Consider the following 24,696-nt stretch of genomic DNA (forward strand, 5'->3'; position numbering starts at 1 on the left):
GACACGGCTAGCGCGTCAGCAGCCGCCGGCCGAGGTACGCCGTCCACCCGAGCGCGACGGCGAGGCCGGCGACCATCGGGACGGGCCCGGCGGGCAGGTCGAGGCCGGCGAGGAGCAGCGTGCCGAGCCACACGACCGCGGTTGCCGAGGCCATCAGGAGCCCCCGCGTCGCCCACGCCGAGAGCGTCGCGCGGTCGAGCGCCAGCGCGGGCGGCCCGTACCCGCAGAGCGTGCAGGCGAGGTGGATCGCGAGCAGCAGGAGGGCGGCCACCAGCGTCCACCACGACAGCGTCTGCGGCACCTGCAACGCCCAGGTCGCGGCGAGCGTGAGCACCAGGAACAGCGGCACCGACGAGTCGGGCAGCAGCGCCGACCCGACCGCGAGCAGGACCAGGAGCGCCGTCAGCAGCGGGTGGAACGGGGAGCCGAGCACGACGGTGAGCCAGACGAACAGCGGCGTCGCCAGCGGGGGTACGGCGCGCAGCAGCACCTGCTGGCGCGAGGCCAGCGACAGGCGGTCGAGGTGGCGCGTGACGGCGAGCGTGCTCACGGAGTGGGTCATCGACGTACCGCCCGCGGCTGTCGCGCCCGGCGGCCGAGGCCGCGCAGCACCTCGTCGAGGGTGCCGGGGCCGGACCACGCGGCGACCGGGACACCCGCCCGGCGCACCCGGTCGAGCACCGCGGCGCGCTCGAGCAGCCGCATCCGCCAGGCGATCCGGTCGCGGTCGGTGGCCGCGCGGGCGACGACGTCGTCGGGCATCGTGTCGACGACGACGAGGTCGAGGCCGCGCTGGGCGAGGGTCGTGACCAGCAGGACGGACTGGTCGGACAGCAGCGGGGTCAGCACGATCACGACCGCGCCCGGCGGGACCCGGAGCCGTTGCGGGTCGAGCTCCTGGCGCTGGCCCGGCACCGTCCGGGCCAGCTCGTCGAGCACCCGGCGCAGGTGCCGACGGCCGGAGCTGAGCGGCACCACGCCCCGGCGCACGGCGCCGAGCACCCGCAGCCCGACCCGGTCGCCGCGGTGCAGGTAGTGCTCGGCCAGGGCACCGGCCGCGCGGACGGAGACGTCCAGGGACGACACCGTGCCCGCGACGGGGTCGCTGGTGCCGACCTCGGTGCCGCAGTCGACGACGAGCATGATGCTGCTGTCCTGCTCGGCGACGGTGCTGGTCACGTGCAGCTCCCCCGAGCGCAGCGAGGTCCGCCACTCGATCCGCCGGAGCCGGTCACCGGGGTGGAAGGGCCGAACCGACGCCAGCTCGGTCCCGTCACCGGTGACCCGCGCGGGGTGGGTGCCGACCAGGCCGATCGGGTGCGGCACCGGTGCCCGCGAGTCGTAGGCGCCGGGCAGCGGGAGGGTGGTCAGGGGCTGCCCGCGCACCGGGTGCGGCCCCCACACGTGCGCGGCCCAGGGACCGGTCGCCGCCACGACGCCCGCCCCGAGGATCCGGTGCCCCCAGCGCAGCGAGGACACCACGACGTCGACCCCCAGGTCCGGGCTGCCGTCGCCGGCGGCGCCGACCACCCCGGCGGCCGGGCGCGCGGCGACCGTCGGTACCCGTTCGAGCGCCACGACGGCGTGCTCGACCTGCTCCGCCCCGCCGACCCGGACGTGCAGCGTGGTCGCCTCCCGCTCCCGGACGGCGGTGTGCGCGAGCCGGGTCGTGGCGGTCGGCGTCGTGGACGGCCGGCGCAGCAGCCCGGCCGCGGCGTGCACCACGAACGGGGTCGCCAGCACGAGCAGGTCGGGCCGGCCGAATCCGACCGCCACCGCCGCGAGGCCGGCCGACACCAGTCCGGCCCGGACCAGGGCCGGGGTCGGCCGCCAGCCGGCCGAGACGGCCCGGACACCGGGAGGCAGGTCGGGAGCGCTCATCGTCGGCTGCTCAGCTGCGGACGCCCGGCGTGGGGACCTGGTTGAGCACGCTGCGCACGATGCCGGCGCCGGTGACGTCGCTCATCCACAGCTCCGGCCGGACCGTGACCCGGTGCGCGAGCACCGCCCCGGCGACGGCCTTGACGTCCTCGGGCACGACGTAGTCGCGTCCGTGGATGACGGCGTGCGACCGTGCGGTCAGCATCAGCGCGAGCGCACCGCGCGGGGACGCCCCCATCAGCACCTGCGGGTGGTCGCGCGTGCTGGCGGCGAGCGCGACGCAGTAGCGGCCGACACTCTCCTCGACCGTCACGGTCTCGATGGCCGCCTGCATCGCCCGCAGCCCGGCGCCGTCGGTCACCGGCTCGAGCACCTGCTCCTCGCGCTGCCGGGCGAGCCGGCGCTCCAGGACGCCCCACTCCTCGTCGGCGGTCGGGTAGCCGAACGTGACGCGCAGCAGGAACCGGTCGAGCTGCGCCTCGGGCAGCGGGTAGGTGCCTTCGTACTCGACCGGGTTGGCGGTCGCGACGACGTGGAACGGCGCCTCCAACGGGAAGGTCTGCCCCTCGACGGTGACCTGCCGCTCCTGCATCGCCTCCAGCAGCGCCGCCTGGGTCTTGGGCGGGGTGCGGTTGATCTCGTCGGCGAGCAGCAGGCCCGTGAACAGGGGACCGGGACGGAAGGAGAACTCGCCCTCCTTCTGGTCGTAGATGAACGAGCCGGTGAGGTCGGCGGGCAGCAGGTCGGGGGTGAACTGGGCACGGGTGAACTCCAGGCCGAGCGTCTGCGCGAACGACCGCGCCGCCAGGGTCTTGCCCAGCCCCGGCAGGTCCTCGATCAGCACGTGCCCGCCGGCCAGGATGCCGGCCAGCACGAGCTCGAGCGCGTCACGCTTGCCGACCACCGCCCGGCCGACCGCGTCGAGGACGGCGTGAGCGCGGCGGCAGACCTCGGGGAGGTCGAGGTGGTCGGGGTCGCTCATAGGTCCTCGATCCGTTGCAGGAGCTGTTCGATCCGGGCCGCGGTCAGGCGGGGGTACGGCGGACGCGACGGTAGCGCCGACGTGAGCTCGGGGCCCATCAACGCGGCGGCGCGTCCGGGATCGGCTTCGCGGGTGATGCCGTAGCGGGCGACGAGGCGCTGGTCGGCCAGCTCGCCGAGCCGTCGGTGCAGGGCGTCGCCGACCTCGCGGCCGTCGAGGTGGTGGGCGACCAGGCGGCGGAGCCGGTCGAGCCGCGGGTCCTCGCCGGGGACGCGCACCGGGTCCTCGCGCGCCATCGGCCACGACGACGGCTCGCTGTCGGCGCTGACGTCGAGGAAGAGCCAGACCACGGCGGCGCCGACCCCGACATACAGGGCGAGCAGGCCGGGCTGCGGGCGGTTGCCGAGGATCCAGGCCGCGACCGCGATGCCCAGCCAGAGCACGAAGGTGAGCGCGATCCGGCCCGGCCAGCGGCTGGTCACGGCGCCCTCATCGGACGCTCCGCGCGGCGGCGAGGTCGTCCTGCAGGCGGGTCAGCGCGTCACGGGCGGCGGTCCGGGCGTCCTCGGTGAGGGGGTGCTCGGAGAAGCGGGCCTCGCGGTAGAGCCCGGCGAGCTCACCGATCGCGTGCGGGTCGAGGTCGAGCACGTGCAGCACGCGCACGGTGAACTCCACCGACGTCTCGTGCGCCTTGCGGGGCAGGCCGGCGTCGGCGACCGACTCCTCCAGCCGCATCCAGCACCGCACGATGCCGTTGCGCGGGTCGCCCTCCTGCAGCGCTGCCATCCGCTGCTGGGCGTCCTCGACGAGGGCGGCGGCCGCCCGCACCTCCGGCAGCGGCTCGGCGTCGAACGTGAGCGGCGGTGGCGGTCGGCGCCACCGGTGCAGCACGGCGTACCGGAGACCCCAGAGCGCGAGGGCGAGCACCCCGAGCACGAGGGCCCAGGCGATCAGGTCGCCGAGCCAGCTCAGGTCGTGCGCCGGCGGGATCCCGCGGGCGAGCTCTTGCGGGCTGGTGCCGCCCATCGTGGGCTCGGACGCGGAGGTGGTGGTCGGCGCCGGCGCGAACGAGCGGGTCCGCCCGGACGGCGACATGACGGCCACGGGTCCGGTGGTGGCCGCCCAGGCGACCACGACGACGCCGGCGCAGACCGCCGACGCGACCAGCGCCGCGCGCCGCTGCTGCCCGCCGCCCGTCATGGGCTGAGCATAGGAGGACGAGCGGCCGTCGAACGGCAGGCAGCAGGCAGGTCAGAGGGCCGGGTCGAACGGCTCGGTGCCCGGGACGAGCCGCAACCCCGGGATGCCCGCGTGCTTGCGGGCGAACGCGAGCTCGCGCGGCAGGTCGCCGACGCCGTTCGACGCGGGCACCGGCGCGACGGCGAGGGTCGACAGGGTGCCGAGGGCGCGCCCCTGCGCGTCGAGGAAACCGGACCCGGAGTCGCCGGGCACGCCGGGGGTCACGGTGAGCACGTCGTGGGACCAGCCGCGCCCCTGCCGGCCGATCACCATGCCGCGCTTGGGACCGAGCGGGGCGGCGCCCGCGCGCACGCTGGAGGCGCCGTAGGAGTACACCGCGTCGTCGGTGGCCGGGGTCGTGCCGGCGAGCGCGGTGGGCCCACCCCAGAACGGCACGCTCGGGTTCACGTGCGCCACCGAGGGGCGCGCCACCCGGACCAGGGCGAAGTCGTTGTAGGCGCAGCGGGGGGCGGACCGCGTGCCGCGCTGCTGCATCGTCAGCCAGGAGCTGTACACGAGGCGCCCGCGGCCCACGGTGGTGCCGTCGGTGGCGAGGTTGCCGCCCTCGGCGAACCTCACGCGGGTGCCGAGCGGCAGCGACCCGGCCTTGCACCCGTCGGTGTCGGTGGCCTCGCCGGTGCCGGCGCAGTGGGCGGCGTACCCGACGTACACGCGGGAGCGACGGTCGGTGAACACGAAGTTGCCGGTGCACTGCGCGCCGTCGGTGTACATCTGCACGCCGGGGTGGATGGTCGCCCGGTCGGCCGGCGCCCAGCCGGCGGCGGACGAGGGCACCCCCGCCCCGGCCACCGTGAGGGTGGCCAGGACGAGGGCACAGGTCGTGCTGGGGAGCAGGCGCATCGGGCGCTGTCCTTCGCGGGTCAGAGGACCGGCGAGAACGGCTCCGTGCCCGGCTCGAGCGCCAGACCGGCGATGCCGCCGTTGGCCTGGGCATAGGCGAGCTCACGGCCGACGTCGCCGACGCCGTTGGAGCCGGCGAGCGGCGCGATCGCGAGCGTGGACAGCGTGCCGAGCGCGTTGCCCTCGGCGTCGAGGAACGCGCTGCCCGAGTCACCGGGGACACCCGGGCTCACGGTGTAGACGGGGTGGCTCCAGCCGTCGCCCTCGGCGCCCAGGCTGACACCGGTCTTGGGCGAGAGCTCCTCGACGCCGCCGCGGAGGCTGGAGTTGCCGTAGGAGTAGACCCGGTCGCCGGCGGCGCTGCCGTCGGTGTTGACCGCCACCGGGCCGCCCCAGAACGGGACGCTCGGGTTGACCTTGGAGACGTCGGCGGCGTCGACCTTGACCAGGGCGAGGTCGTTGTAGGCGCAGGTGTTCTCGTCGTTCTCGCCCCGCTTCTGCATGGTCAGCCAGGAGCTGTAGGCGAGCGTGCCGGAGCCGACCTTGGTGCCCTCGGTGACGAGCGAGCCGCCCTCGACGAAGTCGACCTTGGTGCCCAGCGGCAGGGAGGCCGCGTCGCAGCCGTTGGTGTCGGTAGCCGCGCCGGTGCCGGCGCAGTGCGCGGCGTAGCCGACGTAGGTGTTGCCGGCGCCGTCGGTGAACACGAAGTTCGCGGTGCACTGAGCGCCCTCGGTGTACATCTGCACACCGGGGTGGATGGTGGCGGTGTCGGCCGGGGCCCACGTGGGGGCGGCGGACGAGGCGCCGGCGGTGGCGGCGACGGACGCGGCGGTCAGGAGGCTGGTGGCCCCGACAGCCAGCAGGGCGCGAGCCCGAGATACCTGCATGACGTTCCTTCCCAGGATTGGTCGTTGTGGGTCCAACGACCGTTTCCAGAGAAGGTCACGCCGAAACGGGCGGAGCGTCCGGACAGGACAGTTTTCGGTCGATTCCGACTCTTAACAATCGAAGCCTTCTCAAATGTCCGCTTTCTGAGCAGAATCGCCGCTGGCGCCGGGCTCGAACCGCAGATCCCGCGCCGGAGCCGCGCGACCGCGCGGCCGTCCCAGCAGCGGGTCCCCGGGGGCGGGGACCGCTCTGCTCAGAAGGGAAGTCCCATCCCGTGAAGAAGGTGACCACAGGAGTGCTCGCGGGCACTCTCGCGGCCGCCGTCGCCGCCGGCCTGTCCCAGGCTCCGGCGACCGCGGCCATCCGTCAGGACGCGCCCAGCCAGGCCGACCGGGCGCCGGCCAACCGGCCCGACGTCCGCCCCGGCCCGCTCACCGCGCGCCAGAACAAGCTGCGTGCCGCCGCCGTCAAGGCGCTGATCGACGGCACCGCCACCAAGTCGGCCAAGGCCGGCGGCGGCTCGGTCGTGAAGCTCGGCAAGGACAAGGCCGTCGAGTTCTTCGACAACAACAAGCAGGCGCGGGTGCTGTCGATCCTCGCGGACTTCGGCGACACGACCGTCGGCAAGTACGGCGGCACGGCCGGTCCGGTGCACAACGCGATCCCCCAGCCCGACCGCACCCAGGACAACTCCACGACGTGGGAGCCCGACTTCGGGAAGTCCTACTACGAGACCCTGTTCAACGGGTCGGGCGAGTCGATGAAGTCCTACTACCAGCAGGTCTCCGGCGGCCGCTACACGGTCGACAACACGGTGCAGGGCTGGACCAAGGTCCCCTACAACGGCGCCTACTACGGCGCGAACCCCCGCGAGGACGAGGGTGGCTCGTGGGACTTCATCAACGACACCGGTGACTCCTGGTACGCCGGCAAGCTGGCCGAGCTCGGCAGCAAGGCCGCCGTGGACCAGTACCTCGCCCAGTTCGACCAGTGGGACCGCTACGACTTCGACGGCGACGGCAACTTCAACGAGGCCGACGGCTACATCGACCACTTCCAGGCGATCCACGCCGGCGAGGGCGAGGAGGCCGGGGCGTCGCCCGACGCGATCTGGTCGCACCGCTGGTACGTCAACGCGACGTCGTTCGGGTCGACCGGCCCGACCGTCGGCGGCACCGCGAACCTCCTCGGCGGGGCGCAGATCGGTGACTCGAAGTACTTCATCGGCGACTACACCGTGGAGCCGGAGAACGGCGGCCTCGGCGTGTTCGTGCACGAGTACGGCCACGACCTGGGCCTGCCCGACTTCTACGACACCGCCGGCGGCGACAACGGCACGTCCTTCTGGACGACCATGTCCTCCGGCTCGTGGCTCGGTCACGGCGGCACCGACGGCATCGGCACCATGCCGAACTCCTTCGGCCCCGACGAGAAGCTCTTCCTGGGCTGGCTCGACCACGCCGTCGTGCAGCCCGGCCAGAGCGGCACCTACAAGCTCAGCGCGGCGGGCCTGAAGACCGCGGCCAGGGGCACCACCCAGGCCGTCGTCGTCAACCTGCCCGACAAGAGCACGACGACGACGTACACGACGCCGCCCGAGGGCACCCACGCCTGGTGGAGCGGTCGCGCCGACGGCCTCAACAACAAGCTCACGCGTCCGGTCCCGGCCGCGTCGAGCGTGAAGGTCACCGCGTCCGGCTGGTACCAGATCGAGGCCGGCTACGACTACCTGTACGGCGAGTACTCCCTCGACAACGGCGCGACCTGGCAGTCGGCCGGCGCGCCGCTCGACGGAGCGTCGAAGGGCTGGGCGAACCTGTCCTGGAGCTACCGTCCGGGGGGCCAGCCGTCGCTGTTCCGGTTCCGCTACCAGACCGACGGCGGCGTCAACGAGGCCGGCGCGTTCCTCGACTCGATCGTCGTGACCGCCGACCGCAGCACCGTGGTCAGCGACGGCGCCGAGTCCGGCGACAACGGTTGGACCGCGCAGGGCTGGACGGTCTCCACCGGCACGGACACGCAGCAGACCGACCAGTACTACCTGCTGGAGAACCGTCAGTACACGGCGTACGACGCGACCCTCAAGACGGGTCCGTACAACTTCTCCGAAGGCATCACGCGGCCCAACTGGGTGGAGTTCTTCCCCTACCAGGACGGCCTGCTCGCGTGGTTCGCCGACAAGGCGTACGCCGACAACAACACCAGCGCGCACCCGGGCCACGGCCAGGCGCTGCCGGTGGACGCGCGTCCCAAGCCGTTCACCTACCCCGACGGCACCAAGCCCGGCAACCGCCGGCAGCCGTTCGACGCCACCTTCGGGCTGCAGGCGACGGACTCGGTCTGCCTGCACAAGCAGGTGCTCGGCGGCACGAAGCAGGCGCCGCAGGTGCAGACGCTCGCGGCCTGCGCCGAGTCGAACCCGGGCATCGCGACGTTCGACGACACCAACCCCGACGCCTACTGGTCCTCCGCCAACCCGTGGAGCTCCACCAAGGTGGCCGGCCACGGTGCAAAGGCGACCGTCACCGCCGAGAGCGGCGGCGTCCTCACGGTGAACGTGACCAACCCTGCCGCGCGCTGACCTGCACGGGTCGCGGCACCACGAAAACAGCAGCGCCCCCGGCCTTCGGGCCGGGGGCGCTGTCTGCGTGGAACGCGGAGCGTCGTGCGTCAGTAGGACGGCTGCGACGGGTCGATCTGGTTCACCCAGGCCACCACACCGCCGCCGACGTGCACCGCGTCGGCGTACCCGGCGCCCTTGACGATCGCCAGGGTCTCGGCGGACCGGACGCCGGTCTTGCAGTGCATGACGATCTGCTTGTCGTGCGGGAGCTTCTCCAGGGCGGTGCCGTTGAGGAAGTCACCCTTGGGGATCAGCACGGCGCCCGGAATCTTGTTGATCTCGTACTCGTTGGGCTCGCGCACGTCGACGAGGACGAAGTCGCGGGTGCCCTCCTCGCGCTCCTTGAGCATGTGCTCGAGCTGCACGACGGAGATCGTCGAGTCGGCCGCGGCGTCGGCCGCCTCCTCGGAGATCGCACCGCAGAAGGTGTCGTAGTCGATCAGGCCGGTGACGGTGGGGTTGTCCCCGCACAGCGCGCAGCTCGGGTCCTTGCGGACCTTGAGCTTGCGGTACTCCATCTCCAGCGCGTCGTAGATCATGAGCTTGCCGACCAGCGGGTCACCGATGCCGGTGAGCAGCTTGATGGCCTCGTTGACCTGGATCGAGCCGATGCTCGCGCAGAGCACGCCGAGCACCCCGCCCTCGGCGCAGGACGGGACCATGCCCGGCGGCGGGGGCTCGGGGTAGAGGCAGCGGTAGCAGGGCGCGTCGTCGACGAGGGTCGGCGCGAACACCGACGCCTGGCCGTCGAAGCGGTAGATCGAGCCCCAGACGTACGGGATCTTCAGGAAGTACGCCGCGTCGTTGACCATGTAGCGCGTCGCGAAGTTGTCGGTGCCGTCGACGATCAGGTCGTAGCCCTCGAAGATCTGCAGGACGTTGTCGTTGTCGAGGCGCTCGCCGTGGACGACGACGTTGACGTACGGGTTGGTCTCGGCGATCGACTCCTTGGCGGACTGGGCCTTGGGCTTCCCGACGTCGCTCTGGCCGTGGATGACCTGGCGCTGCAGGTTGGACTCGTCGACCTCGTCGAACTCCGCGATGCCGATGGTGCCGACGCCGGCCGCGGCCAGGTAGAGCAGGGCCGGGCTGCCGAGGCCGCCGGCGCCGATCACGAGGACCTTGGCGTTCTTGAGCCGCTTCTGCCCGTCCATCCCGACGTCGGGGATGATCAGGTGACGGCTGTACCGCCGGACCTCGTCGTTGGTCAGCTCGGAGGCCGGTTCGACCAGGGGTGGCAGGGACACGAAGGCTCCTCGGTGCGAAGGGTGCGTCTTTGCTTTCCGGGTGAACACCACCCGTCCCGTCCATGTTCCCCGAGGACGCGCGGGCGACCCTCCGTGTCTCAGCGGCCGGGAACCGCCGGCGCGGACTGCGCGGACGGTGCGGGTACGGCGGACGCGGGCCCGGACGGTGCACTCGGGGCCGGCTCGTGATCGGTGTTCACAGCGCCCACGCCCACGACCACGAGCCCCAGCGTGAGCAGCAGCGCGACGAGCAGCTCGTCGGCACCGAGCGCGACCTCGCGGGCGCGCGCCAGCCTGCCGAGTCGAGTTCGCTGCACCGCCACGGGCGCACCCTCCCGCCAGTCGTCCGCCGTGCTGACGACGATGGACGCCGGACGGCCCGGCCGCAAGGCCCGGGTGGGCCACCCCGGCCGGGCCGCTCGGTCAGTACTGGTGCGACCCGCGCCGTCGTCGCGCGGCCACGCCGACCGCCGTACCGACGAGGAGGAGGCCGGCGGTGACCAGGACCGCGCCGGCCGGCGAGGTCGCCTTCGCGTGCACCGCCTGGAGCATCCCCGGGAGGCCGGCGGCGACGGCCGTCGGGGCGGTGACGCCCGGCTGGGCCTGGGCGTGCGCCTCGACGCCGAGCACGGTCGGCTGGTCGCTCGGGGAACCGCCACCGGCGGCCGGGGCGACCGCCTCGGTGCCGAGGACCGTCGGGGTGCCGGAGGCGCGGGTGGCCGCGGACTCCGACGGCAGGATCGTCGCCGGGACGTCGGACGCGGCGGTGGTCGGGCTGGACTCCGTCGTGGTGGGCGTCTCGGCGGCGTCGCTCGACGGCACGTCGGCGGACGGCGCGGCCGGGGAGGTCGGGGTCTCCGCGTCGTCCTCTGCGCACGGGCCGACCCAGAACACCTTCGACTTGGTGGTGCTGCCCTTCGAGTGGGGCGTGTCGACGGTGACCTTCACGTGGTAGCCCTGCTCGGGGTGCGGGTCGCCGGTGAACGACAACGTGTACCACTCCAGGTGGTCGCGGCCGTCGCCCGCACCGGGCTGCCCGCCGTTGCCGGTGAACGTCGGCGCCTGGTCACCCTCGACCGTCATGGTCACGCCGGCGGCCTCGTCGGTCGGCGCGTGCAGCGCCAGGTCGACCTGCGAGGTGAGCTCGCCCCAGCCGGAGTCGTAGTTGAACCACTGCACGTTGAACGTGCACGGCAGGTGCGGGTCGTTCTCCGGGACCTCCTCGTCGAGGTCGGTCTCGTCACCCACCTTGACGGTGCCGTTGTTGCCGGGAGCGCCGGGGTGCGTGGTCGGGCTCGGCTCGACGCTGCCGGACGGGGACGTCGTCGCGGTCTCGTCGGCCTGGGCCGGGACGGCACCGAGCAGCAGCAGGGTGGCTGCTCCGGCGACCAGCAGACGGGCGGAGTGAGGCACGAGCGGCTCCTGAGGTCGGGGGCCGCGCAGGGGTGCGAGCGGCCGAAGGCTTTACCTCAACGAGCCGCGCGTCCGGGGGTTACGTCCGTTTCAGGCCGAAATGCGTTCGGCGAACACGATCGCGTTGGAGTCGTACCCGGAGCCGTTCCAGTCCTCGCACGTGATCAGCACCAGCCGGCCCGGCACGGTCTGGCTGAACACCTTCTCGGCGTCGCGGGCGAGGCTCTGCTTGCGGTAGACGGTGACGCCGGTGACGGCGTACCGGATCAGGCCGCGCGCCGTACGGACGGCGACCTGGTCGCCCTTGCGCAGCGTCTCGAGGTTGTCGAACGCGCCACCGCCGGTGTGCACGGTGTGGCCGGTGATCAGGGCGCCGCCGCGCACCGCGCCGGGCCGGGCCCCGGCGGACCACCAGCCGAGTGTCTGCGGGTCGGACGGCGGCAGCAGCACGCCGTCGACGACACCGATGTCGATGACCGGGGCGTCCACGCCGAGGCTGGGCACGATCAGCCGGGTCGGCCGGCCGGTCGCCTTCGCGGGCCGTGGCTTCGCCTGCCGGTCGAGGCTGACCTCGGGCTCGACGACGAACGGGTCGCGCGCACCGTCCACCGACGGCTGGTCGGTGGCCACCGCGGTCGCGTCGTCGCCACCGTCGAACCAGGACGACACGACGGGGCCGGTCCAGGGCAGCGTGACCCCGACGAGCACGAGGACCACGCCGGCGACCGCCAGCAGCCACGCCCGGCCGGCGCCGCTCCCCCGCCTGCTCCCGGGCACCCCGTCCTCCATGTGCGTCACGGTACTGCCGCCGAGGCGGCCGGTGAGACGAGCGTGGCGGCCACCTCCGAGGTGGCCGCCACGTCCCGTCGTTGCTGTCTTGTCAGGCCGGTCAGGCCTCGCGGGCTCCGACCTTGCGGCGACCCGCGGTCATCAGCCAGCCGGCGGCCAGCATCAGCGCGACTCCCGCCCCGGCGAGCAGCTGACCGAGCAGGCTGCCCGGCGCCGGCGCCGCGGCCGGCAGGCTGCCGAGACCGGCGTCGACGGCGGTCGGGACGGCGGCCTCGGTGCCGAGGACCTGCGGCTCGCTGGTCTTGGTCGGCTTGACCTCCGGCTTCTTCGACGGCTTCGGGGCCGCCGACTCGGTGCCGAGCACCTCACCCGGCTCGTCGCAGGCCACGTTGGAGTCGACGGGCTTCGCGAACGTCAGGACCTGGCTGTTGCCGGTGAAGACGACGCCCGGGGCCGGGACCACCTGCGCGTCACCGTTGGGGAGCGTCGACCAGACGACCTTAGGGTCGCCCGTCGGGAGCACCCAGACCGCGTTGTTCGGACCGCACGGGTCGTTGACCTGCGGGGCCGGCGGCGGCGTCGCGCAGTTGGTCGGGAGCGCCGCGAACGACTTCTCCAGGTCGACCTCCTGCTTACCGTTCGAGAACTCGTAGCCGTTCTCCGCGATCGCGGTCACCACGATCGTCTGGCCCGCCGCGACCGTGCCGGACGTCAGGTCGAAGTCGACGTGGTCGTCGGCGTTGTCCACCGCACCGTCGACCTTGCCGACCCACGTGACCGCCGTGTTGTTGCAGTCGGGGGCCGTGACGTCGATGGTCGGGTTGAGCACCTTCGAGGCCGGCGGGGTCGACGGCGTCTCCGAGTCGTAGCAGTCGGACGGCGGGTTTTCGTCGCCCGGCGTGCCGATGATGTCCGGCTTCGGCTGATCCGCGGTGTGCGAGGCACCCGCCCAGGTGCCATCGGTCTTCCAGCGCTTGTTCGGCGTCGCCTTGTGCGCCTCGTGCGCTTCGAGCTTGGTGGACGCCACGTCAACCTCGATGATCGTGTACGGGTTCGTGTCGGAGGAGGTGGCGTGGCACACCCACACCTTGTGCTCCCCGTCGTCACCAGGCGCGGTCGCCTGGGCGCTGGTCGCGGTCGCCATGAGGACGAGCCCGCTCGACGTGATGAGTGCGCCGACGGCTGCCAGCGCTGCTGCTGATCGGGCGCGCCATCTGCGCGCACGCGTGTGATCGGTGTTGCCCACCTTGTGCCACCCCTTATGAGATCCCTGGTCGAGGACCGCGTGCCCCCACGCGGCGCCACCGGCGAGGAGTAGGTGACGTTTGTTCCTGATACGTCCCGCTCCGGACGGGCCGGACAGCCCGGCCCCGCCAGCGGCGTACACGGGATCGGAATCCCATGTCTCCAACACGCACGATCCCGAACGAACAGGTATCCCAACAAGGTCCGAACGGGCCATTTCCGGGCTATATGGGGCTGCTTCCGACCTGTCGCCCGTGTCGCCCGATTCGGATTCGCCCGTCCGGCGGCGCGACACCTACCGGGCTGCACCATTACCCCGGAGTAGGCTGCGACGGTGACCACGACGCACGAGCAGAAGCCGCGGGGCGGGCGCATGCCGCGCAACGCCCGGCGTGCCCAGCTGCTGGAGTCGGCGCTCGAGGTGTTCGTCGCGCAGGGCTACCACGCCGCTGCCATGGACGACATCGCCGAGCGGGCCGGCGTGTCCAAGCCGGTGCTCTACCAGCACTTCCCCGGCAAGCTCGAGCTCTACCTGGCGCTGCTCGACCAGTCGTGCGACACCATCGTCGAGCGCTGCCGCGAGGCCCTGGACTCCACCGAGGACAACAAGCAGCGCGTGGCCGCCACGATGAACGTCTTCTACGACTACGTCGCCAACGCGCACGGCGCGTTCCGGCTGGTGTTCGAGTCCGACCTGACCAACGAGCCCGCCGTCCGCGAGCGGGTCGACCGGGTCACCCGCGACTGCGCCGAGGCGATCACCGAGGTGATCCACACCGACACAGGGCTCCCCGCGGAACAGTCCCGGCTGCTCTCGGTGTCCCTGGTGGGAATGGCCCAGGTGTCCGCGCGGTTCTGGCTGGACGACCGGGGCGACGTCGACCAGCGCGAGGCGGCCGGTCTCATCGCCGGCCTCGCGTGGCGCGGCATCCGCGGGTTCCCGCGCACTGACGAGCAGCACTGACCGCCACGCATCCTGAACCACGAAGCACGAACCCACGAACCACGAGGAGGCCCTCCGCATGGAGGTCAAGATCGGTGTCCAGCAGGCCAGCCGCGAGCTCGTCGTCGACACGGACCTGTCGGCCGGCGACGTCGAGAAGGCGGTGGCCACGTCCCGCGAGTCCGGGCTGCTGACCCTCACCGACTCCAAGGGACGCACGGTGATCGTGCCGTCCGACAAGCTCGCGTACGTCGAGATCGGCTCGCCGTCGGCCGGCCAGGTGGGCTTCCGCTCCTGAGCCGCGTGGCCGGGGAGCTTCCCGGCCAAGTCCTGCACTTCCAGGGCGTTGCGTTGCCCTGGGAGTGCCGGAGTCCCTGGTGAACCAGGTACTCCTGCACGTCAGGCCGCCAGGCCGAGCTTCTCCATCCTCGCCGAGTGGTTTTCGGTCAGGCGCGTGAACAGCCGCCCGATCGCGGCCAGGTCCATGCCCGGCCGGTCGACGCCGCCGGAGAGCAGCGCGGAGAGCGCGTCACGCTCGGCGGCCACCCGCTGGGCCTGCGAGAGCGCCTCCCCCATCAGTCGCCGGCCCCACAGGGCGAGCCGGCCGCCGACCCGGTGGTCGTCCTCGATCGCCCCGCGGACCCGGTCCACGACGAACTGCGACTGGCCCGCGTCGGCGAGGCTCTCGATGATCAGGTCGCGCGTCCCGGCGTCGAGGAAGGCCGCGATCTCGCGGTAGAAGTCGGCGGCCAGGCCGTCCCCGACGTACGCCTTGACGAGACCCTCGAGCCAGTCCGACGGCGCGGTGCGGGCGTGGAAGGCGTCGAAGGGCTTCTCGAACGGCGCCATGGCCTCGAACGGGTCCGCGCCGAGGTCGGCGAGCCGCTGCCGCAGCCCCTCGAAGTGCCCGAACTCCGTCGACGCCATCCGGGCCAGCTCGGCCTTGTCGGCCAGCGTCGGAGACATCTTGGCGTCCTCGGCGAGCCGCTCGAACGCCGACATCTCGCCGTACGCGATCGCGCCCAGCAGGTCGACCACGGCCGCGAGGTACGACGGGTCCTGGAACGCGACGGGGACGTCGGCGGCCGCACCCGAGGGGGCCTGGCCCTGCGGCGATTCAGTCATAGCCGGAGCGTAGCGATAAGATCGACGGCGAGCCGTCCTGCACGCGCAGGGAGCACGACGCCCGGCCGCCCCTTCGGCGGGCCGAGCGGGAGCCCCGGATCCGAGTTGCGCAGCGGCGGCGCACAGACCCAGATGTCAAGAGAACAGGCAAGATCCTGACCACCTTCAGAGAGCTCGGGGTGCTCCCCGAGATCGCCGACGCCCTCGAGCGCGCCGGCATCACCACTCCCTTCCCGATCCAGGAGATGACGCTGTCGGTCGCCCTGATGGGCACCGACCTCATCGGCCAGGCGCGCACCGGCACCGGCAAGACCCTGGCGTTCGGCATCCCCGTGCTGCAGCGCACGGTCGCCGTGCACGACCCCGACTACGCCGAGCTCGTCGCTCCCGGCAAGCCGCAGGCCCTGATCGTCGCCCCGACCCGCGAGCTCGCGCTCCAGGTGTCCGGTGACCTCGCCCTCGCCGGTGCCGACCGCGGCACCCGCGTGCTCACCGTGTACGGCGGTGTCTCCTACGAGCCGCAGCTCGAGGCCCTCGACTCCGGCGTCGACGTCGTCGTCGGCACGCCCGGCCGCCTCCTCGACCTGGCCAACCGCCGCGCCCTCGACCTCTCCCACGTGAAGTCGCTCGTCCTCGACGAGGCCGACGAGATGCTGGACCTCGGCTTCCTCCCCGACGTGGAGCGGATCATCGCGAAGACGCCGGAGACCCGGCAGACGATGCTGTTCTCGGCCACCATGCCGGGCGCGATCGTCTCGCTGGCCCGCATGCACATGCGGCACCCGATGAACATCCGGGCCGAGTCCTCCGAGGCCCAGCAGACGGTGCCGGCGACGGCGCAGTTCATCTACCAGGTCCACGACCTCGACAAGCCCGAGATGCTGGCCCGGATCCTCCAGGCGGAGAACTCCGGTCTGACGATCGTGTTCACGCGCACCAAGCGCGCCGCCCAGCGGGTCGCCGACGACATGGCGGAGCGCGGATTCGACGCGCTCCCCCTGCACGGAGACATGCAGCAGGTCTCGCGGGAGAAGGCGCTGAAGAAGTTCCGCGAGGGCAAGACCAAGCTCCTGGTCGCGACCGACGTCGCGGCCCGCGGCATCGACGTCTCCAACGTCACGCACGTGATCAACTACAGCTGCCCCGAGGACGACAAGACCTACGTCCACCGGATCGGTCGCACCGGTCGCGCCGGCGCGACCGGCATCGCGATCACGTTCGTCGACTGGGCCGACGTGACCCGGTGGAAGATCATCAACAAGACCCTCGACCTGCCGTTCGACGACCCGGCCGAGACCTACTCCAACTCCGAGCACTTCCTCCACGACCAGGGCATCCCCCCGGGCACCAAGGGGCGGATCGTCCCGGAGAAGCCGCGCGAGGAGAAGCAGTCCGACGACAAGGCACGCGGCGAGCGCTCCGAGCGCTCCGACCGGCCGCGCCGCAACCGCAGCCGGTCGCGCACCCGCGGCGGCGAGCCGGTCGACGGCTCCGCGGCCGCGGGCAACGGCGACAAGCCGGCAGGGGGCCAGCGCGGCCAGTCCGACCAGAGCGGCGAGGGTGGCGAGGGCTCCGGCCGCTCGCGCAACCGCCGTCGCCGCCGTCGCCCGGGCTCCGGTTCGTCGTCCGCTTCCTCGGCGGCGACCCAGCCGGCCACCACCGCCGGCGAGTAGCTCACGACCGATATACCGATATCGGTAGTCCGACCGTGACCCCTGGGTCACTGCTGGACTACCGATATCGGTATCAGGTCGCGACGACGACGACCTTCGTGCCCTCGGGCGCGAAGCCCCAGAGCGCCTTGGCGTCCTGACGCCACTGCCGGATGCAGCCGGACGACTTCGCGGTGCCGAGCTCGGCCCGGCTCTGCAGCAGCTCGCCGTCCTCGTAGGGGATGTCGTGGAAGCCGATCGCGGCGTTCTTGCCGTGCGCGAACCGGACCATGAACTTCATGGTGCCGCCGTCGATCCCCCAGGCCCGCTTGGACTTGGAGTAGACCTCGTAGCTGCCGGGGTCGAGGTTGTCCTCGAGGCTGCCGGACACGAGGTAGGTGCGTTGCGCCTTCCCGTCGTCGCCGACGAGCCACACGCGCTGCGCGGTCTGGTCGAAGACGATGCGGCGTCCGTCGCCGCTGTCGGCGGGTACGGCGAGCGCCGTACGCGCGACGCGGCGGCCCTCGTCGTCGGCGCGGCCGAACTTCGCCCCGTCGACCTCGACCGGCTCGTCGGCCGGGACCTCGGTCGCGCTGCCCTTGCCGGCGTCGGGCTTGGACGCGGCGGCCGGCTTGTCGGCAGCAGCGGGCCGGGCGGGCTCGGCGTTGGCCACGGGGAGCAGCCCGATCCCGCCGAGCACCGACACCAGCGTGACACCGGCCGCCCCGACGAGGGCGCTCACCCGGTCGTAGCGCACCCGCTGGACGGGACGTCTCGCGTGCCTGGCTCGGGGAAGGGCCATGGCCGCCACTGTAGGAGAGTCAGCCGCTTCTCTTGAGGAGGTTGGCCGCGACATCCCGATAGGCGTCCGCGCCGCGGTGCCGGCGGCTGGTGCCGAGGATCGAGCGCCCGGCCGCGGGCGCCTCCGCGAACCGGATCGACTTCGGGATCGGCGGCTCGATCACGTCGAGGTCGTAGGTCTCCGAGATCGTCTCCAGCACCGTGCGCGCGTGGTTGGTGCGGCCGTCGTACAGCGTCGGCAGCACGCCCCACACCTCCAGCCCCCGGTTGGTGAAACGGCGCACGTCGTGCACGGTGTCGAGCAGCTGCCCGACGCCGCGGTGCGACAGCGTCTCGCACTGCAGCGGCACCAGCACGCCGTCGGCGGCGGTCAGCGCCGCGACGGTCAGCACGCCGAGGGAGGGCGGGCAGTCCAGCAGGATCCAGTCGTACGGCGCGTCGGCAGGCAGCTCGTCGACGGCCATCCGCACCACGTGCTCGCGGCCGGTGCGGGTGAGCAGGTCGGCCTCCGCCCGCGCGAGCTCGATCGTGGCCGGCAGCAGGTCGACCCCGTCGTCGGTCTCGATGATCACCTCGGCCGGCGGCAGCCCCTTGGTCAGCACGTGGTGCACCGACAGCTCGAGGTCCTCGGGATCGATGCCCAGGGAGAAGGTCAGGCAGGCCTGCGGGTCGAGGTCGACCAGCAGCACGCGCTGGCCCAGCTCGGCGAGCGCCGCCCCGAGCGACGCGACGGTCGTCGTCTTGGCGACCCCGCCCTTCTGGTTGGCGATCGCGAGGGTGGTCGTCACGCTCGTCATTCTGCCCGAGGGTGCCGGGGCCGGCCCCGGCGCGTCCATGGAATCCTGCCGCCATGTCGTCGACGGCCGCCCCCACCTCCCGAACCGCCCTCGTGACCGGCCCGACCGCCGGTATCGGGGCGTCGTTCGCCCGCCAGCTCGCCGCGCGCGGCGACGACCTCGTTCTCGTCGCCCGGGACTCCCAGCGGCTGGAGCAGCTCGCCGCGGAGCTGCGCGCCGCGCACGGCGTCGAGGTGGAGGTGCTCGTCGCCGACCTCGCCGACCGGGAGCAGCTGGCCCGGGTCGAGCGACGCGTCGCGGATTCGGACCGGCCGGTGCACCTGCTCGTCAACAACGCCGGCTTCGGCCACAAGCGGCCGTTCCTCGAGAACTCGGTCGAGGACGAGCAGCAGATGCTCGACGTGCTCGTCACCGCCGTGCTGCGGCTGACGCACGCCGCGCTCGGCGCGATGGTCGCCCGGGGCGAGGGCCAGGTGGTCAACGTGTCGAGCGTCGCCGGGTACCTGCCGCGCGGCACCTACAGCGCCGCCAAGGCCTACGTGACGTCGCTGAGCCGCTGGGCCGACGCGACGTACCGCCCGCAGGGCGTGCAGGTGATGGCGCTGCTGCCCGGGTTCACCAAGACCGAGTTCCACGCCCGGATGGACGTCTCGCGCGGGTCGGCGCCGCGCTGGATGTGGCTCGACGCCGACCGGCTGGTGCGCGACGCCCTGGCCGACCTCGATGCCGGGAAGCAGCTGTCGATCCCGAGCAAACGCTACAAGGTGCTCGCCGGTCTCAGCCGGGTCGTTCCGGTCGGCGTGCTGTCCCGTTTCCAGCGTCTCGGCCGGCGCTGACCTGGTCCTCCCACACGCTGAGCCGGCTACCGCACGGACTGCTGCACCAGCGAGCGCACCTTCTTCTCCACGGCCGGCGTCCAGTCGAGAACCGCGAACGAGGTGGCCCAGAAGTCGCCGTCGTCGAGCGCGGCCGGGTCGTTGAAGCCCAGCGTGGCGTAGCGCGCCTTGAACTTGTCGGCGGGCTGGAAGAAGCAGACGATCTTGCCGTCCTTGGCGTAGGCCGGCATGCCGTACCAGGTCTTCGCGGCGAGCCCGACCGCCTCGTCCGTGGCGATCGCGTGGATGCCCTCGGCGATGGCGCGGTCGTCGTCGGGCAGCTCGGCGATCTTGTCGAGGCAGACTTGGGCCTCCTGCGCGGCCTTGTCGGCCTTGCCCTTGCCCCTCGTGCCCTTCTCGGCCTTGATCTCGGCGGCGCGCTCCTTCATGGCGGCGCGCTCCTCGGCGGTGAACTTGCCGTCCTCGGACTCGGTGGCGCGGCTGCGGGTGCTGGTGGTCTTCTTAGTGGTGGCCATCGTGGTCTCCTCTGCTCTGGTCTCGCGGGCGATGACCTCATTCTTGGCCGGTTCGGGCGCTCGGCGCTTCTCCAAAACTGCTGATCCGGCCGCCGTCAGGCGAGCCCGTCCCACGGACGGTGCGCGGGGACGCTGCGACCCGGGCCGCAGGTCGACCGGAACTCGCACCAGCCGCACCGCGGTGCGACCAGCGGCGGGAAGGCCGCGTCGGCCTCGTCCGGGGTCATCCCGGCCCGGAAGGCCGCGTCAAGGGTCGCCATCGCGGCGGCCTGAGCGTCGGCCCCGCTGAGGTGCTCGTCGATCGACGCGGGCGTGTGGTCCCAGCCGACCACGGTGCCCGTGGGCAGGTGGTGCAGCTCGACGCGGGTCACCTCCCGCCGGAGCGTGCGAGCGGCGCCGGCGGCGTAGACCGCGAGCGCGAGTGACTCCCGCGCGTCGTCGACGGTGAGGACCGACCGACCGGTCTTGTAGTCGACCACCACGACGCCCTCCCCCGGCCGGTCGTCGATCCGGTCGGCCCGGCCCCACAGCGACGCCCGCTCGGTGCGGACGGAGACCGTGCGCTCGACACCGAGCGGCAGCACCGCGGGGTCGACCGTGGCGAGGTAGCGCTCGACGTACCCCCGGGCGCGGTCGCGGTGCTCGCGGGACTGCCGCTCGTCGCGGAAGCCCTCGCTCGACCAGCCGGTCACGACCAGCTCGCCGCCCGCGGCCGGGGTGCGGCGTGGCAGCGGCAGCTCCCACCACCGCGCGAGCGCGACGTGCACGGCCGCCCCGACGGTGTGGTGCGCCCAGGCGCCGCCGCGCGGCGGGGTGGGCTGGTCGAGGTAGCCCATCCGGTAGCGGCGCGGGCAGTCGGCGTACGTCGCCAGCCGGGACGGCGCCGCCGGGTAGAGCCGCGTCGGCATCCCGTCGAGCAGCAGCTGGTCCCCGACGTCGGGGGTGCTCATCCTCCGACGACCTCCGGAGTGCCGCGACCGGACGCGGCGGAGGCCGCGGCGGCCAGGGCGAGCAGCCGCTCGAGCTGCTCGGGGGCGGTGGTGTTGCAGCCGAGGTCGTGGGCGTGCTTGCCGTCGCCGTGGTAGTCGCTCGAACCGGTCGCGACGAGGTCGAGCTCGCGCGCGATCTGCCGCAGCTGCTCGCGCGTCTCGGGAGGGTGGTCCTGGTGGTCGACCTCGAGGCCGGCGAGCCCGGCCTCGCGCAGCGCGGCGAGACCGTCACGGTCGAGGCCGTGGTGGGTGTAGCGGCGTGCCCACGGGTGCGCGATGACGGTCACCCCGCCGGCGTCGGTCACCAGTCCGATCATCGTGGTGAGGTCGGCGGCGTAGCGGTCGACGTAGGCCGGGCCGCGCGGTCCGAGGAAGCGAGCGAACGCCTCGTCGCGGTCGGCGACCACGCCCTTCTCGACGAGCGCGTCGGCGACGTGCGGGCGACCCAGCGCGGCCGCCTCCCCGGCGAGCCGGCGTACGTCGTCGGCGTCGATGTCGATGCCGAGCCCGCGGAGCTTGTCGAGGACTGCGGGCAGCCGGCTGTTGCGGCCGTCCAGCACCCGGTCGAGCTCGGCGACGAGTCCGGGGTGGGTGGGGTCCGGGAGGTAGGCCAGCAGGTGCACGGACTCGCCGCGGTGGCGGGCGCTGATCTCGAGGCCGCGCACGAGCGTGACGCCGGACCGCTCGGCGACGTCGGCGGCCTCCTGCCAGCCCTCGGTGGTGTCGTGGTCGGTGAGGCCGAGCACGTCGATGCCGCTCGTGAGGGCGTGCCGCACCAGCTCCGCGGGGCTGTCGGTGCCGTCGGAGCGGTCGGAGTGCGTGTGGAGGTCGATCCGCACGCCTTCACGCTAGCGGGCGGCGGGGACAGTGCTCACCAGGCATCACCAGGCGTCACCAGGCGGGGGGCGACCCCCCGAAGGGCAGGTCGATGAGCTCCGGGCCGAGCCCCGCCACGTCGTGCAGCACCCACTCGTCCTTGAGCAGCAGCACCGCGGAGGCGGGCCGCAGCACGATCCAGAGCCAACGCCCGTGGGCCTCGCCGGCGAGCACGGACCGGTCGAAGTCGACGTCGCTGTCGCTCGTCGAGACCGCCCACAGGGAGATGGGGTGGCCGTCGATGCGCACCTTGGCGTGCGGCGGTCCCTCGCCGAGGTCCGCCCCCGGGTCGGTGCGCGAGGCGCCGGCGCAGCGGGCGCCGAGGCCGACCCCCGGCTCCTCCGAGATCACCGTCAGCTCGACGACGCCGTCGAGCTCGCTCGGCCCGGCGCAGGACACGAAGCTCGCCCGGGCGTCGACCTTGCCGTCCGGGTCGCCGCCGACGCAGCCGAAGTCGGTGATCGACCAGCCCGGCGTCAGCGGCCACGGCATCAGGCTCGGCATCGCGCCGGCGCGCACCAGGTGCTCGGCGAACACCTCGTAGCCCGCCACCGACGAACGCCACAACGGGTCGATCCTGCCGTGGTCCATGCAGCTCCAGGTGCCGGCGCTCTCGGTCACGGGGGCGGAGCAGCGCGGGCAGCCGGCGGCGAGGGTCACCGGTTCACGGTCGTGCCCCGCGAGGACCGGCGTCAAGGCCTACGCTCGTCGGCGTGGCCGGCCCGCCAGTCCCCTGCGTCGGCGCGGTCGTGACCGACGGCGCCGGGCGCTTCCTGCTCGTCCTTCGTGGACGCGAGCCGGCGCGGGGTCTCTGGTCGATCCCGGGCGGCAAGGTCGAGCCGGGCGAGAGCGACGCCGAGGCCACCGCCCGCGAGGTCCTCGAGGAGACCGGGCTGGTGGTGGAGGTGCTCGACCTCGTCGGGTACGTCGAGCGGCCGGCGCCGGGAGGTGCGACGTACGCGATCAACGACTACCGCTGCAGGCTCGCGCCGGGGACCGACCCGGCGTCGGCCCGGGCCGGCGACGACGCCGACGACGTCGGCTGGTTCGACGAGGCCGCCCTGCGATCCCTCCCGACGTCGCCCGGGCTGGTCGACGCGCTCGAGGAGTGGGGCGTGCTCAGGCGTTCCACCGCAGGATGACCGGGTTCTCCCGCTCGTAGCCCAGGACGCTGATCGTCGCGGTGTCGAGCCGGAGGAACCGGCCCTCGTCGACCGGCTGCTCGATCCACCGGGCCGCCAGGGCGCGCAGCGCGTGGCCGTGGCTGAACAGCAGCACCCGCCGGTCCTCGGCGAGCGCCGCGCTGACGCGGGCCACCACCCGGTCGAGCCGTGCGGTGACCTCGGGGGCCGTCTCGCCGCCGGGCGCCGGGTGCGTCCAGATCGTCCAGCCGGGCTCGCGCTCGCGGATCTCCGCGGTGGTGATCCCTTCGTAGTCGCCGTACGCCCACTCGACCAGGTCCTCGTCGACCTCGGCCTCGGGGAAGCCCGCCAGCTCGGCGGTGCGGCGAGCCCGGCTGCGCGGGCTGGTGAGGACCAGCCCGAAGTCGTGGTCCGCCAGCCGCTCGGCGAGGTCGTGGGCGACCTCGACGCCGACCTCGGTGAGGGGGATGTCGGTGACCGAGGTGTGCCGGCCGTCGCGGCTCCACTCGGTCTCGCCGTGCCGGACCAGCCACACCTGGGCGTTCGCAGAGGCACTCATGTCCGGAATCGTGGCACGATCGCGCCTGATCGAACGTAAAGTCACGATCAGGCAACGCAATATCCTCGTGCGACACGGCGTGGCACACTTGACACTTGTGTCCCACAAGTCACTTAGGTTTCTCAAGTCGACGCGCGTCCCTGCCGATAGCAGGAGGGTGAAGCGCTCCTCCCTCGCCCTGATCTGCACGGCCGTGCTGACCGCGTTCGCCACCGCGATCTCCCTGGCCTGGGTGCCGGCGGGCGCGCAGACGCTCGCCACTGACGGCGTACCACGCCTCGCCCGCGGCACGCTGCCGACGACCTTCACACTCAGCTCGTTCAACGTCCTGGGCAGCACGCACACGACCTCGGGGCGCAAGAAGAAGATGGGCTCGGGCGTCGTCCGGATCCGCAAGGTCGCGGCCCTGCTGGACCAGCACAGCGTCGACGTGGTCGGGCTGCAGGAGTTCCAGATCGACCAGTGGGCCGAGTTCATGCGGGTCGCCGGTGACCGCTACTCCGTCTACCCGGGCGGCGTCAACCGCAAGACCGTGCAGAACACCATCGCGTGGCGCACGACCGACTGGTCGCTGGTCGCCGGCTACACGGTGCAGATCCCGTACTTCAAGGGCGAGCAGTGGATGATGCCCGTCGTCCTGCTGCGCAACAACTACACCGGCGTGACCGCGTTCTTCGCGAACTTCCACAACCCCGCGACGAACAAGCGGCACCACGGCAACCAGAAGCACCGCACCGAGGCCACCACCCGGCAGGCGGCGCTGGCCCGCTCCCTCGTCTTCGAGTCCGGTCTCCCGGTGTTCTTCACCGGCGACATGAACGAGCGCGAGGAGTACTTCTGCCGGCTCACCGCCGAGGCGCCGATGAAGGCCGCGAACGGCGGGCGCAACAAGGGCGGGCGCTGCACGCCTCCGACCACGATGCCGGTCGACTGGATCTTCGGCTCGCGCGGCCGGGCGAAGTTCACCGACTACGTCCGTGACTTCAGCAAGGCGGTCACGAGGGTCACCGACCACCCGATGGTCCGCACCACGGTGTCGATCAAGTCGACGACGACGCCGACGCCGCTGACGCCGGTGATCCCGTCCTACCCGCTGTGGCCGACCGTGGGCGTGCCGTTCCCGGTGGTGCCGACTCCGACCCCGACGCCGCCCCCGCCGGCTCCCACGCCGACCCCGACGCCGACTCCTACGCCGAGCCCGAGTCCCACCCCGAGCTCGTCGCCGACGGCGACCCCGACCGGGAGCCCTACCGCGTCACCGACGGCCGGGCGCACGCTCTGAGCGCCCTGGTG

Annotated in this window: 27 protein-coding genes; 7 read left to right on the forward strand and 20 right to left on the reverse strand. The window is 72.8% G+C overall.

Going from position 1 to position 24,696, the window contains the following annotated elements:
- Positions 1 to 7: 7 nt before the first annotated feature.
- From ETU37_RS04015 to ETU37_RS04045, 7 genes are read right to left on the reverse strand one after another with little or no spacing between them, the layout of a single operon-like run.
- The gene (locus ETU37_RS04015) at positions 8 to 550 is read right to left on the reverse strand and encodes a hypothetical protein (RefSeq protein WP_129985597.1); all 543 of its coding nucleotides are present in this window, start codon (positions 548 to 550) and stop codon (positions 8 to 10) included.
- A gap of 8 nt (positions 551 to 558) precedes the next feature.
- On the reverse strand, positions 559 to 1,881 hold the full coding sequence (locus tag ETU37_RS04020) for a DUF58 domain-containing protein (RefSeq protein ID WP_129985598.1): 1,323 nt from the start codon (positions 1,879 to 1,881) through the stop codon (positions 559 to 561).
- Between the two features lie 10 nt (positions 1,882 to 1,891).
- Positions 1,892 to 2,863 carry an AAA family ATPase gene (locus tag ETU37_RS04025; protein ID WP_129985599.1) on the reverse strand — a complete coding sequence of 324 codons (972 nt, stop codon included), beginning with the start codon at positions 2,861 to 2,863 and terminating at the stop codon, positions 1,892 to 1,894.
- The gene (locus tag ETU37_RS04030; RefSeq protein WP_129985600.1) at positions 2,860 to 3,345 is read right to left on the reverse strand and encodes a hypothetical protein; all 486 of its coding nucleotides are present in this window, start codon (positions 3,343 to 3,345) and stop codon (positions 2,860 to 2,862) included. Before ETU37_RS04030 ends, ETU37_RS04025 begins: the two co-directional genes overlap by 4 nt.
- Before the next feature lie 7 nt (positions 3,346 to 3,352).
- Entirely contained in the window at positions 3,353 to 4,063 is a 711-nt protein-coding gene (locus ETU37_RS04035) for a DUF4129 domain-containing protein (protein WP_129985601.1), read from the reverse strand.
- A gap of 51 nt (positions 4,064 to 4,114) precedes the next feature.
- Entirely contained in the window at positions 4,115 to 4,963 is an 849-nt protein-coding gene (locus ETU37_RS04040; protein ID WP_129985602.1) for a hypothetical protein, read from the reverse strand.
- 20 nt (positions 4,964 to 4,983) lie between these two features.
- Positions 4,984 to 5,850, reverse strand: a complete 867-nt coding sequence (locus ETU37_RS04045) for a hypothetical protein (RefSeq protein ID WP_129985603.1) — start codon at positions 5,848 to 5,850, stop codon at positions 4,984 to 4,986.
- A 284-nt stretch (positions 5,851 to 6,134) separates the two neighbouring features.
- Between ETU37_RS04045 and ETU37_RS04050 the strand changes: the two genes are divergently transcribed.
- Complete coding sequence (locus tag ETU37_RS04050; RefSeq protein ID WP_240755540.1) at positions 6,135 to 8,432, forward strand: immune inhibitor A domain-containing protein; 2,298 nt, start codon at positions 6,135 to 6,137, stop codon at positions 8,430 to 8,432.
- An 89-nt stretch (positions 8,433 to 8,521) separates the two neighbouring features.
- Here the strand turns inward: ETU37_RS04050 and moeZ are convergent, their stop codons facing one another.
- The 5 genes from moeZ to ETU37_RS04075 form a co-directional block, all read right to left on the reverse strand.
- On the reverse strand, positions 8,522 to 9,721 hold the full coding sequence (gene moeZ / locus ETU37_RS04055; protein ID WP_129985605.1) for an adenylyltransferase/sulfurtransferase MoeZ: 1,200 nt from the start codon (positions 9,719 to 9,721) through the stop codon (positions 8,522 to 8,524).
- Positions 9,722 to 9,819: 98 nt separating this feature from the next.
- Positions 9,820 to 10,044 carry a hypothetical protein gene (locus ETU37_RS04060; RefSeq protein WP_129985606.1) on the reverse strand — a complete coding sequence of 75 codons (225 nt, stop codon included), beginning with the start codon at positions 10,042 to 10,044 and terminating at the stop codon, positions 9,820 to 9,822.
- A gap of 100 nt (positions 10,045 to 10,144) precedes the next feature.
- On the reverse strand, positions 10,145 to 11,134 hold the full coding sequence (locus ETU37_RS04065) for a hypothetical protein (protein WP_129985607.1): 990 nt from the start codon (positions 11,132 to 11,134) through the stop codon (positions 10,145 to 10,147).
- Positions 11,135 to 11,224: 90 nt separating this feature from the next.
- Positions 11,225 to 11,923: a class F sortase gene (locus ETU37_RS04070; protein WP_129985608.1), complete on the reverse strand. Its 699-nt coding sequence runs from the start codon at positions 11,921 to 11,923 to the stop codon at positions 11,225 to 11,227.
- A gap of 100 nt (positions 11,924 to 12,023) precedes the next feature.
- Positions 12,024 to 13,067 (reverse strand): hypothetical protein, encoded by a 1,044-nt coding sequence (locus tag ETU37_RS04075; RefSeq protein WP_129985609.1) that lies wholly within the window; start codon positions 13,065 to 13,067, stop codon positions 12,024 to 12,026.
- Positions 13,068 to 13,502: 435 nt separating this feature from the next.
- Between ETU37_RS04075 and ETU37_RS04080 the strand changes: the two genes are divergently transcribed.
- Complete coding sequence (locus ETU37_RS04080; protein ID WP_129985610.1) at positions 13,503 to 14,132, forward strand: TetR/AcrR family transcriptional regulator; 630 nt, start codon at positions 13,503 to 13,505, stop codon at positions 14,130 to 14,132.
- Between the two features lie 58 nt (positions 14,133 to 14,190).
- The gene (locus ETU37_RS04085) at positions 14,191 to 14,409 is read left to right on the forward strand and encodes a DUF3107 domain-containing protein (protein ID WP_129985611.1); all 219 of its coding nucleotides are present in this window, start codon (positions 14,191 to 14,193) and stop codon (positions 14,407 to 14,409) included.
- A gap of 101 nt (positions 14,410 to 14,510) precedes the next feature.
- On the opposite strand, the gene ETU37_RS04090 is transcribed toward ETU37_RS04085, so the two are convergent.
- The gene (locus ETU37_RS04090) at positions 14,511 to 15,236 is read right to left on the reverse strand and encodes a ferritin-like fold-containing protein (protein WP_129985612.1); all 726 of its coding nucleotides are present in this window, start codon (positions 15,234 to 15,236) and stop codon (positions 14,511 to 14,513) included.
- 179 nt (positions 15,237 to 15,415) lie between these two features.
- On the opposite strand from ETU37_RS04090, the gene ETU37_RS04095 reads away from it, so the two are divergent.
- Complete coding sequence (locus ETU37_RS04095) at positions 15,416 to 16,909, forward strand: DEAD/DEAH box helicase (protein ID WP_206053712.1); 1,494 nt, start codon at positions 15,416 to 15,418, stop codon at positions 16,907 to 16,909.
- Positions 16,910 to 16,982: 73 nt separating this feature from the next.
- Here ETU37_RS04095 and ETU37_RS04100 read toward each other — a convergent pair whose 3' ends face one another.
- Both ETU37_RS04100 and ETU37_RS04105 read right to left on the reverse strand, forming a co-directional pair.
- Entirely contained in the window at positions 16,983 to 17,690 is a 708-nt protein-coding gene (locus ETU37_RS04100; protein WP_165372393.1) for a L,D-transpeptidase, read from the reverse strand.
- A 19-nt stretch (positions 17,691 to 17,709) separates the two neighbouring features.
- Positions 17,710 to 18,477 (reverse strand): ParA family protein, encoded by a 768-nt coding sequence (locus ETU37_RS04105; protein ID WP_129985614.1) that lies wholly within the window; start codon positions 18,475 to 18,477, stop codon positions 17,710 to 17,712.
- Between the two features lie 62 nt (positions 18,478 to 18,539).
- Here ETU37_RS04105 and ETU37_RS04110 point away from each other — a divergent pair, with 62 nt between their 5' ends.
- Positions 18,540 to 19,322 (forward strand): SDR family NAD(P)-dependent oxidoreductase, encoded by a 783-nt coding sequence (locus ETU37_RS04110; RefSeq protein ID WP_129985615.1) that lies wholly within the window; start codon positions 18,540 to 18,542, stop codon positions 19,320 to 19,322.
- Between the two features lie 26 nt (positions 19,323 to 19,348).
- Here the strand turns inward: ETU37_RS04110 and ETU37_RS04115 are convergent, their stop codons facing one another.
- The 4 genes from ETU37_RS04115 to ETU37_RS04130 all read right to left on the reverse strand — a co-directional run bounded on the left by ETU37_RS04115 (position 19,349) and on the right by ETU37_RS04130 (position 22,362).
- A complete protein-coding gene (locus tag ETU37_RS04115; RefSeq protein WP_129985616.1) occupies positions 19,349 to 19,837 on the reverse strand; it encodes an iron chaperone in 489 nt (162 codons plus the stop codon).
- Between the two features lie 95 nt (positions 19,838 to 19,932).
- Positions 19,933 to 20,787 (reverse strand): RecB family exonuclease, encoded by an 855-nt coding sequence (locus ETU37_RS04120; RefSeq protein WP_206053713.1) that lies wholly within the window; start codon positions 20,785 to 20,787, stop codon positions 19,933 to 19,935.
- Entirely contained in the window at positions 20,784 to 21,665 is an 882-nt protein-coding gene (locus ETU37_RS04125; RefSeq protein WP_129985617.1) for a PHP domain-containing protein, read from the reverse strand. The genes ETU37_RS04120 and ETU37_RS04125 overlap by 4 nt, the downstream gene beginning before the upstream one ends.
- Positions 21,666 to 21,717: 52 nt before the next feature.
- Complete coding sequence (locus ETU37_RS04130; RefSeq protein ID WP_240755541.1) at positions 21,718 to 22,362, reverse strand: DUF6758 family protein; 645 nt, start codon at positions 22,360 to 22,362, stop codon at positions 21,718 to 21,720.
- A gap of 53 nt (positions 22,363 to 22,415) precedes the next feature.
- On the opposite strand from ETU37_RS04130, the gene ETU37_RS04135 reads away from it, so the two are divergent.
- Entirely contained in the window at positions 22,416 to 22,844 is a 429-nt protein-coding gene (locus tag ETU37_RS04135; protein ID WP_129985618.1) for an NUDIX hydrolase, read from the forward strand.
- Here the strand turns inward: ETU37_RS04135 and ETU37_RS04140 are convergent.
- Entirely contained in the window at positions 22,822 to 23,403 is a 582-nt protein-coding gene (locus ETU37_RS04140; protein ID WP_129985619.1) for a histidine phosphatase family protein, read from the reverse strand. The two genes, ETU37_RS04135 and ETU37_RS04140, sit on opposite strands and share 23 nt — an antisense overlap.
- 157 nt (positions 23,404 to 23,560) lie before the next feature.
- Between ETU37_RS04140 and ETU37_RS04145 the strand changes: the two genes are divergently transcribed.
- On the forward strand, positions 23,561 to 24,685 hold the full coding sequence (locus ETU37_RS04145; RefSeq protein WP_165372394.1) for an endonuclease/exonuclease/phosphatase family protein: 1,125 nt from the start codon (positions 23,561 to 23,563) through the stop codon (positions 24,683 to 24,685).
- The last annotated feature ends 11 nt before the right edge of the window (positions 24,686 to 24,696 follow it).

This window comes from Nocardioides iriomotensis, assembly GCF_004168035.1.
GTDB classification, from domain to species: domain Bacteria; phylum Actinomycetota; class Actinomycetes; order Propionibacteriales; family Nocardioidaceae; genus Nocardioides_B; species Nocardioides_B iriomotensis.